General features: G+C 53.7%; 11 protein-coding genes. 4 read left to right on the top strand and 7 right to left on the bottom strand.

The features are described 5' to 3' along the window. Window positions 1-5 precede the first annotated feature (5 nt). The gene (locus APR53_00880) at window positions 6-989 is read left to right on the top strand and encodes a secretion system protein (protein KQC03613.1); all 984 of its coding nucleotides are present in this window, start codon (window positions 6-8) and stop codon (window positions 987-989) included. Between the two features lie 153 nt (window positions 990-1,142). Here the strand turns inward: APR53_00880 and APR53_00875 are convergent, their stop codons facing one another. Together APR53_00875 and APR53_00870 are read right to left on the bottom strand one after the other, a co-directional pair. Continuing rightward, window positions 1,143-1,448 carry a translation initiation factor Sui1 gene (locus APR53_00875; protein ID KQC03612.1) on the bottom strand — a complete coding sequence of 102 codons (306 nt, stop codon included), beginning with the start codon at window positions 1,446-1,448 and terminating at the stop codon, window positions 1,143-1,145. Between the two features lie 43 nt (window positions 1,449-1,491). Continuing rightward, window positions 1,492-3,144: a ribonucleoside-diphosphate reductase gene (locus tag APR53_00870; GenBank protein KQC03611.1), complete on the bottom strand. Its 1,653-nt coding sequence runs from the start codon at window positions 3,142-3,144 to the stop codon at window positions 1,492-1,494. Between the two features lie 56 nt (window positions 3,145-3,200). On the opposite strand from APR53_00870, the gene APR53_00865 reads away from it, so the two are divergent. Together APR53_00865 and APR53_00860 are read left to right on the top strand one after the other, a co-directional pair. Continuing rightward, window positions 3,201-4,691 (top strand): cobalamin biosynthesis protein CobQ, encoded by a 1,491-nt coding sequence (locus tag APR53_00865; protein KQC03610.1) that lies wholly within the window; start codon window positions 3,201-3,203, stop codon window positions 4,689-4,691. 21 nt (window positions 4,692-4,712) lie between these two features. Beyond that, window positions 4,713-5,051 (top strand): type II secretion system protein E, encoded by a 339-nt coding sequence (locus APR53_00860; GenBank protein ID KQC03609.1) that lies wholly within the window; start codon window positions 4,713-4,715, stop codon window positions 5,049-5,051. Between the two features lie 7 nt (window positions 5,052-5,058). Here the strand turns inward: APR53_00860 and APR53_00855 are convergent, their stop codons facing one another. From APR53_00855 to APR53_00845, 3 genes are all read right to left on the bottom strand, one after another. After that, window positions 5,059-5,325: a hypothetical protein gene (locus APR53_00855; protein KQC03608.1), complete on the bottom strand. Its 267-nt coding sequence runs from the start codon at window positions 5,323-5,325 to the stop codon at window positions 5,059-5,061. After that, complete coding sequence (locus APR53_00850; GenBank protein KQC03607.1) at window positions 5,318-5,674, bottom strand: hypothetical protein; 357 nt, start codon at window positions 5,672-5,674, stop codon at window positions 5,318-5,320. Before APR53_00850 ends, APR53_00855 begins: the two co-directional genes overlap by 8 nt. Before the next feature lie 171 nt (window positions 5,675-5,845). Continuing rightward, window positions 5,846-6,295: a hypothetical protein gene (locus tag APR53_00845; GenBank protein ID KQC03606.1), complete on the bottom strand. Its 450-nt coding sequence runs from the start codon at window positions 6,293-6,295 to the stop codon at window positions 5,846-5,848. Window positions 6,296-6,430: 135 nt separating this feature from the next. Between APR53_00845 and APR53_00840 the strand changes: the two genes are divergently transcribed. Continuing rightward, on the top strand, window positions 6,431-7,609 hold the full coding sequence (locus tag APR53_00840; GenBank protein KQC03605.1) for a mannose-1-phosphate guanyltransferase: 1,179 nt from the start codon (window positions 6,431-6,433) through the stop codon (window positions 7,607-7,609). A gap of 4 nt (window positions 7,610-7,613) precedes the next feature. Here the strand turns inward: APR53_00840 and APR53_00835 are convergent, their stop codons facing one another. Together APR53_00835 and APR53_00830 are read right to left on the bottom strand one after the other, a co-directional pair. Beyond that, window positions 7,614-8,399, bottom strand: a complete 786-nt coding sequence (locus APR53_00835; GenBank protein KQC03604.1) for a hypothetical protein — start codon at window positions 8,397-8,399, stop codon at window positions 7,614-7,616. Between the two features lie 101 nt (window positions 8,400-8,500). Continuing rightward, a complete protein-coding gene (locus tag APR53_00830; protein KQC03603.1) occupies window positions 8,501-8,992 on the bottom strand; it encodes a hypothetical protein in 492 nt (163 codons plus the stop codon). Window positions 8,993-9,523: the final 531 nt, after the last annotated feature.

Genomic DNA, 9,523 nt, shown 5'->3' with positions numbered 1-9,523 from the left:
AGGACATATCGGAAATCCAGCTTAACGAATTCGAACGAGATGAAAAGCATATCACCGATAAAATTGATTATCAGCGAAAACACCGTATCGGGGTGAACCGCCTTAAAACGCACCCCATTGAAGTCCTGACGGAAAGTCCGCTGAATATCCTCATCGCTTCGCTGCCGCTTGCGTTCGTCGTCCTTATCGTCGGGTTCTTTGCACTCGTGACCCAGTACGGAATCGCGATTCTGTTTAACTCGACACTCATCGACGACATTCTGATCATTTCCGTGCTTATCGCAACTGTGCCGCTTGCGATCCTTGAATTCAGGTGGGCCCGCAGGCAGAGAAATCTTGAAGAATCGCTCCCGAATTTCTTCCGGGACGTCGCAGGGATGAACGAAAGCGGCATGACGCTGCCGAATGCGATCCACGTTGTTGCGGAGGGTGAATACGGAAACCTCACTCCGTACATCAGACGTCTTGATGCGGAGATGTCCTGGAACGTACCGTTTGTGGAGGCAATCTACCGCTTTGGCACCCGGCTCGCCACGCCGCTTGCCGAGAGGAGTGTCGATCTTATTGCCAAGGCGAGCAAGGCAGGCGGGGATGTCAGCGAAGTGCTGCGTGCCGCAGCTGTGGACAGTTACGAATTCGTAACGCTGGATACCGAGCGGCGCAATAACATGCTGATTTACGTGATCATTGTCATCGTCTCATTCTTTGTGTTTGTTTTCGTCATTGCCGTCATGACAGGTACATTTCTCAAGACGATGGCGGAGGCTGGTGCTGCGGTTGCCGCCACCGGAACTGCCGGAGCCGGTGCATTCGGGGCAAGCATTGACATGTTCTTTTACACGCGGCTCTTTTCACATGCCGCAATGATTCAGGGGTTCTTTTCGGGGCTTGTTGCCGGCCAGATGGGTGAAGGGAACGCTACTGCGGGCCTGAAATATTCCGTCATCATGCTGGTCGTTGCCTGGGTGGGATTCCGCTTTTTCATATAAATCCTGCCCGGTGAGGAATCCTTCCTCCTCAATTTTTTATTCCTGCGGGAAACCGGCAGGGTATCACACGTTCCCGGAGCCTGCGCTCTCCGGAAGATTCCCTAATGATAAAAAAGAGGTCTCCTGCCGCCACGGACGAGCAAACCGTCGCGTTCAGTTGATATTATCCAGTTTATACCCCTTTTCCGAAAGAAGTTTCTTGACCCGCTCCCGATGGTTTCCCTGCAATTCGATGGAACTTCCTTTGACGGTTCCGCCGCACGCGAGTTTTCCTTTCAGAAATTTCTGGAGTTCTTCCAGGTCAATCTCATAGGGATCAAGGCCCTCGATGACGGTTACTTCTTTTCCGTATCGCCTTCTATTGATCTTTACATTGACCCTCTGCTGTTCCTTTGCAACTTCCTCGCATATACAGAGTTCTTTTGGTAGTCCACACTTCGGACAAATCCCTCCATTCATTACCATCTATCTTCAAGTTTACGTTATATATTTGTTGGCATGATCAGCGGCTAATACTGCATATATCACATCCCTGGCGGAGCGCCTGCGAGCTTTTGCTGTTATACCGGTAGATGGTGATTCCCTTGCATGCAAGAGCCCGGGCAAGACCGAATACTTTTTTCACATCTGCAACGGTGGCCGATTCGGGGAGGTTAATGGTTTTTGAGACTGCATTATCCGTATGCCGCTGTATCGCCGCCTGCATCCGTACATGGTGGGCAGGATCGATCTCGGGAGCGGTTTTCAGGAGATCCTTCGTATGCTCCGAAAGGGGGAGGTGTTGCAGGCTTCCTGTCCGGCGTACCTTACTGAGCAGGTCGGAGGGAAGTGATGCGCGGTCCGAACCGATTGCCTTTTCGACGGCCGGATGCATGAACGCAACAGTGTGATCCGCGATTTCACGTTCATACGCGAGAGAAAAGAGCGGCTCTATGCCGCTGCTGGTTCCTGCAATCAGGTGGAGGGACCCGGTCGGCGCCACGGTGGTGACCGTTGCATTGCGCATATCCCCGGTAAAGATGCTCCGGTCGATTGCGGGAAACGATCCCTTCCACTCGCCCAGTTCCGCGGACATTGCCCGTGATTCTTCTTCTATGAACGTCATGAGCTGTTCTGCGAGTACAAGCGCTTCTGCGGACTCGTAGGGCATGTCAAGCCCGATAAACATATCGGCAAGTCCCATAACGCCCAGCCCGATTTTTCTTGTCTCAAGCGTGCGTTCCCGGATCTCCGGGAGCGGAAACCGGTTGACATCGATGACCGAGTCGAGGAACGAAACACCCGTCCGGACAATGTACCGCAGAAGATCCATGTCGATGTCACCCTTCCGCACGCATCCTGCAAGGTTCACACTCCCGAGGTTGCAGCTTTCGTAGGAAAAGAGCGGCTGCTCGCCGCAGGGATTCGTCGCCTCAAAGGAATCATACCGCGGAAGTGTGTTTTTCCGGTTGATCTCATCAAGAAAGAGAATTCCGGGATCGCCGCACGCCCATGCCGCATCAGCAACAGCATCCCAGAGCGTTGCGGCAGCGATCTCATCATGCACCTGTCCGTCGCGGGGATTTATCAGTGCGTAGGGTTTGTCGGATGAGAGACACCGGAAAAATTCAGTATCATAGCCCACCGAGATGTTAAAGTTATCAAGACCCTCCCTCCGTTTGCAGTTGATAAATTCCATGATGTCGGGATGGGAACTTGCCAGCACCCCCATGTTCGCTCCCCTCCGTTTCCCTCCCTGCCGGACGGCAGCCGTTGCCGCATCAAAGACACGGATGAATGACACCGGACCGCTTGCGACACCGCAGGCACCGTCCACGATATCTCCCGCAGGTCGGATGCGGGAGAAGGAAAATCCCGTTCCACCGCCGCTCTGGTGTATGAGGGCCATGTGCCCCAGCGTCTCAAATATGCTCCCGATGGAATCCTGAATGGGGAGCACGAAGCATGCCGAGAGCTGTCCCGATTTTGTTCCCGCATTCATCAGCGTGGGAGAGTTCGGCAGAAAGAGCAGTTCTTCCATGACGTAGGTAAAATCGCGGCTGAGTGTATCAGACCGGAGAGCCCCGGCAACACGGGTGAAAAGCTGGTGGGGTTTTTCTCCGGGGAGCAGATACCTGTCCTGGAGCAGCATCAGGGCCTGGGGGCTGAATTGCATGCACACGACTGTATCATTGCCCTTTATTTAAAGATCATGCATACATCTAAGGAGAGATGTCACTGATTGTTCTGGGCACGGCATCACATGTCGGAAAAAGCGTGACGGTGGCTGCGATCTGCCGATGGCTTGCGAACCATTCGATTTCCGTCGCACCGTTCAAGTCCCAGAATATGAGCCTGAACTCCTACGTGACGCCGGACGGGAGTGAAATCGGCATCGCACAGGCAATGCAGGCCTTTGCTGCACGCACCGAGCCGGGTGCCGATATGAATCCCGTCCTCCTGAAGCCCAAAGGCGACCGGACATCCCAGGTGGTGCTCCTCGGAAAGCCCTACCGTGATGTACAGATCAATGAGTATTATACGGAAACGCGGACGCTGCTTGCCGAGGTGCTCGGGGCGTTCCGGCGCCTTGAAAGCAGGTACGGAAATATTGTCGTGGAGGGTGCGGGCGGTGCCGCCGAACTGAACCTCTATGACCGCGATATCGCGAACATTCTTCTCGCACGGGAACTAAAGCTGCCAATCGTTCTTGTCGGAGACATCGAAAGGGGCGGTATATTTGCCCAGCTTATCGGTACGTACAATCTCCTGCCTGACGATGTGCGGTCGCTTGTGATCGGTTTTATCGTGAATAAATTCCGGGGCGATCCCGCTCTTTTTGATGGTGGTGTCCGGAATATCGAGGAGCGGACCGGTCTTCCCGTCCTCGGTGTTGTGCCGTATACAGATATCCCGCTTCCGAGCGAGGACTCACTTTCTCTGGGTGATAAAAAACAGAATTTCCGGGATGTCAGGATTGCGGTCATTCGCCTGCCGCGAATTTCTAATTTTACCGATTTCGAATTGCTCGAGCGTCATGCCTCAGTCGAGTATGTAGTCCCCGGATCCTCGCTTGCGGACTTTGATTGTATCATTATCCCCGGAACCAAGAACACCATCGATGATCTGGAAGCGATCTTCGCTTCGGGATCGGACCGTGACATCATCTCTGCCCGGAAGCGTGGCGTACCGGTGATCGGAATATGCGGCGGGTACCAGATGCTCGGAACGGAAATTCACGATTCCGGAATTGAGTCGGGGAGTGGTGTGTACAGGGGGCTTGGGCTGCTCGATGTTGTGACGACGTTTGACGCCTACAGGAAAACAACGGTGCAGATTACGACACGCGGGATGCCGGTTCCTCCTATCCTCTCGGAAATCGGGGAGATAACGGGGTACGAAATCCATATGGGGGAGACGTGTGCGGATTCCATGATGAAAGCATTTGAGCAGGGCGGGGCCGTATCGGATGACGGGCTGGTCTTCGGAACCTACCTCCACGGTCTCTTTCTCAACAGGAGTGCCGCGGACGCGCTTCTGGGCTATCTTCATGCGCGAAGAGGACTGCCGTTTGAGGGTGTCGGCGGGGACCCCGGACATTTTTCCACGCAGACAGATGGCACGGCCCTGCAGCCCTACGACGCCCTCGCGGCACATTATGATGCATATGTTGATATGGAATACCTTGCATCCTTTTTTACGGCCACACAGCCCGATACATGACTGGAGCGGAGGAAATTAATAATGGCGATGCGGTTATCATTCACTGTTGATTCCGACGTGATCGATATGATCGACACGTACGCTAAGACAAACTCGATAAAGCGGGAAAAGGCGATTCTGGATCTGATTGAGGCGGGTATTACCCATATGCAGGAAGGGGGAAAACTGAAAAATGAGCCGAAACGCTCATTTGAGGAGTTCTCTCTCATGAAGCGGGATGTCGAGGATCTCAAAGCAGTCCTGCAGGATATGCAGAATGAGCTCCACCTGATGCATCATATTCTCGAAGATGATCTTCTTCGGGAGGCGGGAGGTATCCCGTTCCAGAACAGACGCTGGTGGGAGTTCTGGAAAGTGTGACGGTATTTCAGCTGATGATATTCATGATGCTCCGATACCCTTCGCTCCGCTGATCGTCGCATTCCACTCCGGTTACCCTTTTCAGATCAACGTCCGTCGTTGTGCGATCCCGTGTGCAGTATGCGCGTGCAGGGGAATCGATGCGGGCAGTTCCGATGTAAAATGCGGTTGAATGGACACAGAACCTGCAGTGCTCAACCGTTTCACGTTTATTTTCGGTACACTGGACTGTACCGTCGGAAACGTTGAGGTTCCGCCGGGCGCCCTCAGTCATACACGATCACGTTGTATCCTTCCCTGTCAAGCTCCTTTCTGACTATCTCGTGCCATTCCTTTTCGCTGTGTCCGGGTTTCGGGGCAATAACCCGCTCCCAGACGCCGTGCAGGTCCCGATCAGAGGTGACAAGGTCGCGCCGCCCTTTGACCGAACCGACGTATGCTCCCTTCCTGTCCGTGATTCGCAGCACACAGCAGCGAAACGACCGGCAGAAGCGGGTGCTGTCGGGATAGATGATGCATACGAGTGTCTTATCGTCGCCGGAGCGTGCGAGGAACGGGCACCACCCTTCCTCCTCACCTGTTGTATCGCGTTCGGCGAACAGGTCACGGTATTCCCTCTGCACGGTTGCGTAAAAAGACCTCTTTCCCGGGCGCGTGGAGGGGATCCCTCCCGGCGCTCCCTCACCATGAAATGAGAGGAATGGGCGCAAAACCTGCACTTCATCACTTCTTCACGGCTTGCAGGGGTGCACTGCACTGTCCCTTCTTCCACGGGCAGTTCCTTCGCCCCTGCTTCAGTCATAGACCTCGATACGGTAGCCTTCCGGTTCGAGCACCTCGACGGCCTTCTCTTTCCATACTTCATCGCTGCCGGTGATGATGGGGTTGATCTGCTCTTTCCAGAGCGCATTGAGGTGTTCATCCGAGGAGACCAGACTTCCCTTCTCCGATACCTTGCCCGCTTCCACGCCGTCCTGCGTGTAGATGCGCATGCCGGCGCAGACAAAGTCCCTGCAGAATTTGGGGCGTGTTCCATGGATGACGCAGACAAACGTCCCCTCCTCTTCACCTTCGCTGAGGAAGGGGCACCATTCGTCCGGTGTGTCCCGCTCGTCCGGATCGAAGTCGTCGCGGTAGGGTTTCTCCACGTTGGCGTAGACGGTTTCATTTGTCAGCTCGTGCACGCAGATGTACTTGTGTGGTCCCATCGAGCCCTTTATCTTGACGTACTTCCCCATGCCCATGCAGCACTTCCCGCATAACGTACACACAAATTCGGCCATAATCTATAGTCTTGGGGGTGCCTGCCATATTTGTATGGTTCGGTTGAATCGGTGCCCACAAAACACTAAAACCAGATTACAATCCACATTGTATCCATGAAAGTCTGCATCATGTGCGGGGGGGAGGGTACCCGCCTGCGGCCACTTACTTTTGAACGTCCCAAGCCCTGCATTCCGATTGTGAACAGGCCATCGCTCCAGCATCTCGTCTGCCATTTATCGAACCTGGGGTTCAATGACGTGATCCTCACCCTCGGGTACAAAGGGGACGCGATCCGCGAAGCACTCGGTGACGGGTCGCTCTTCGGTGTGGACATCACCTACGTGCACGAGGCGATCAAACTCGGCACCGCCGGCAGCGTGAAAAACGCCCAGCAGTATCTCGACGGGCAGCCCTTCCTTGTCGTGGGCGGCGATCACATCACGAATATCGATCTGCTGGCATTCTACCGCGATCATATACAGCGCGGCGCGATGGTTTCGATAGGCCTTGTAAGCATCGACGACCCCTCCGAATACGGGATTGCCGAGATTGATGTCGATTACCAGATAAAACGATTCAAGGAGAAGCCCGCTCCCGGTGAAATATTCAGTAATCTGGCAAGTACCGGGATGTATGTATGTGATCCCGGCATGTTCGATTTCATCCCCCCGCAGACGCAGTTCGACTTTGCGCAGGATCTTTTTCCCCTGTTGCTCGATGGAGGGCATTCCCTCAAGGGCTGGCTTGCCCGCGGTCACTGGACGGATGTCGGAAGCCCGCGTTTTCTGCGACAGGCGGAGCGGTGGAAGCTGCAGGAACTTTCGTACACGAGCATCAGCGGTGATTTCACGGTGAAAGGGGCACACATCGCAGGGCCGGTCCAGCTGGGCAGTTCGATCACGATCGGCCGGAATTCGAGGGTTATCGGCCCTGTGTCAATCGGAGAGGGGACCATTATCGAGGAGAACGTGCTTATCGGCCCCTATACAAGCATCGGTGATCACTGCGTAATCCGCCACGATGCAAAGATTTTCTCCTCATCCGTCTATAATGGCGTGCATGTCGGAATCGGCTCGACAATTTCGGGCAGCATCATCGATAATGATGCGTATATCGGAAATGGCTGCAGCGTGGAGAACGATACGGTCATCGGTCCGCGGGCGACCCTGAAAGCACGATCCATCATTCATTCGGGAACACGGATATGGCCCGAGGCGGTCACCGATGAGGGCGGGATTGTAAAAGAGCATATTCTCAATCCGGCGTACGAATCCGATCACTCGGGCTCCTGATCTCTTATCCGTTGCGCACGAGACGGTGGGTCAGGGCCACGAGGGGATGGCGGGCGTAATCGAGTACCTTGATGTCGTCGAGTGTCTGGAGGTTGAGCGCCCGGGCGGTTTTTTCCATACCGAGTTCGATATCCTCGTCGATCTCAATGATGTAGGCATCGAGCATCTTGAATCCGAGCCGTTTCGCCGCAACGGTTCGGTGGTGGCCGTCCACGAGAATGAACCTTCCGGGGCGTTTCACTACTATGAGAGGCTCTGCGAGCCCCTTCTGTATTTCATACATTCTTCCTTCGAGTTCGTCCTCATAGATCTTTGCCTGTGTGGGGAGGAGCTCTTTGATTGCAACGCAGCCCCGCTTCAGCCGTGGCTCGATATTATGCAGTTTTTTGAGTGTTTCCATGAATTTATAGACTTTGTCAGGGGAAACGTGCTCGATCTGCGATCGAATGACGTCCGCGTTTGAAATAATGCCGAGAAGCTCGTTTTTCTCGTTCACGACCGGCAGTTTATGGATGCCGGATCGGAAGATGACGCGGGCGGCATCATTGATGCTCATGCCGGGGTCAGCAACAATAAGGTGGCGTGACATGATTCGCCCGATGGGCTCTGTGGGATGTGTAAAAAGGAGGTCCCGCGCCGATATATAGCCGACGACGGCATTGCCTTCGACAACGGGAAAACCGTCGTGCTGGGTTTTTCTGATTGTTTCCATTACGTCTTTTGCCGTACTCTTGACGTTGACGGTGATCACGTCGTAGGTCATGTAATCCCTGACCTTCTTTTTATCCATTACAGGAGTATTGACACTGCATGCACTTGAAGGGATCGCCCTTCCAAAAAAGCGATTTATTGCCATTTTCAAAGAAAATGAGTGATATTCTGGTATATTCGTTATTCGATGGCGATGTCCCTGCCTTCACCGGCGGGGAGCTTTTTTAAGTGCACTTCAAGGACGCCGTTTTTAAAGCTCGCCGTGGTTCCCTCCTCCGTCACGTCCGCAGGAAGCGGAACCGAGCGGCTCATGGATCCGTAGGAACGTTCGCGCATGTAGTATCCTTCCTCCTTTTCTTCCGTCTCGGCTTTGCGTTCACAGGAGATAAGGAGAAGACCGGGCGACATGAGCCGAACACTTACATCTTCTTTTTCGACACCGGGCAGGTCGACCACCACGATCACTTCGTCATCATGCTCGCGTACGTCGAGTCGCAGGTCGCCCTGAAACGCCGGAAGAGTGGGAAGCGCCGTCCGTTCCCCGGATATGCGGGCCGGCAGCAGGCGGTGCGTATCCGATAGCATGGATAAAAACCGATCTTCCATGTCGGCCATCATTTCATCAAAGTCAGTCCAGAACGGACTAAACCGGTATCTGCGTCGTGACACCATTATTGTTCCACCTCTCTCCGTCCGGAAACGACCGGACTTACCCGTGGGTTAGGGTTTATAATATTAATAGTCTGCTGTGCTGGGTTCTGTTGCTAAAACGGGACTTAGGATAGATTTGAGGTAGGTGTTGCATGCGGGACTTCGTAAAAAAGGGTTGGTTGTGACCTTTCCTTTAGGCCGGCGTCCCATACAATATCCGAGACACAATCCTGATAGTAAGGAGAACTGCAAATAACGCTGCAATCCATCCTAACCACGCTATAGGCGTATATACTATCAGGACATGAGCCACAAGATACAGTACGAGAGTAAAGACGATCTCTTCTTGTAGAGTCACTTGTCCTCATCCTCCTGTAATTAGCCTAATGACTAGTTGTGATCTCAAGTTAAGCTAGAGTACCGATCGGTACGCTTATTACCAATGACCAACCAAGGAAGATTGCAAGTCTTTTTACTTGGTGGGATCTCTGGTAATCCAGATGATCCTTCTTACTTACATTACACCACCTGCCATTGCCTAGTCCTTTATTT

This window comes from Methanoculleus sp. SDB, assembly GCA_001412355.1.
Taxonomy (GTDB): Archaea; Halobacteriota; Methanomicrobia; order Methanomicrobiales; family Methanomicrobiaceae; genus LKUD01.
Note: the sequence above shows the minus strand (reverse complement) of the source record. Positions and strands in the feature narration are given on the sequence as shown.

What these genes read in the sequence shown, in the direction of transcription:
- APR53_00875 (KQC03612.1), bottom strand. Translation starts at nt 1,448, where the DNA reads ATGAATGGAGGGATTTGTCCGAAGTGTGGACTACCAAAAGAACTCTGT.
- APR53_00870 (KQC03611.1), bottom strand. Translation starts at nt 3,144, where the DNA reads ATGCAATTCAGCCCCCAGGCCCTGATGCTGCTCCAGGACAGGTATCTG.
- APR53_00865 (KQC03610.1), top strand. Translation starts at nt 3,201, where the DNA reads ATGTCACTGATTGTTCTGGGCACGGCATCACATGTCGGAAAAAGCGTG.
- APR53_00860 (KQC03609.1), top strand. Translation starts at nt 4,713, where the DNA reads ATGGCGATGCGGTTATCATTCACTGTTGATTCCGACGTGATCGATATG.
- APR53_00855 (KQC03608.1), bottom strand. Translation starts at nt 5,325, where the DNA reads ATGACTGAGGGCGCCCGGCGGAACCTCAACGTTTCCGACGGTACAGTC.
- APR53_00845 (KQC03606.1), bottom strand. Translation starts at nt 6,295, where the DNA reads ATGGGCATGGGGAAGTACGTCAAGATAAAGGGCTCGATGGGACCACAC.
- APR53_00840 (KQC03605.1), top strand. Translation starts at nt 6,431, where the DNA reads ATGAAAGTCTGCATCATGTGCGGGGGGGAGGGTACCCGCCTGCGGCCA.
- APR53_00835 (KQC03604.1), bottom strand. Translation starts at nt 8,399, where the DNA reads ATGGATAAAAAGAAGGTCAGGGATTACATGACCTACGACGTGATCACC.
- APR53_00830 (KQC03603.1), bottom strand. Translation starts at nt 8,992, where the DNA reads ATGGTGTCACGACGCAGATACCGGTTTAGTCCGTTCTGGACTGACTTT.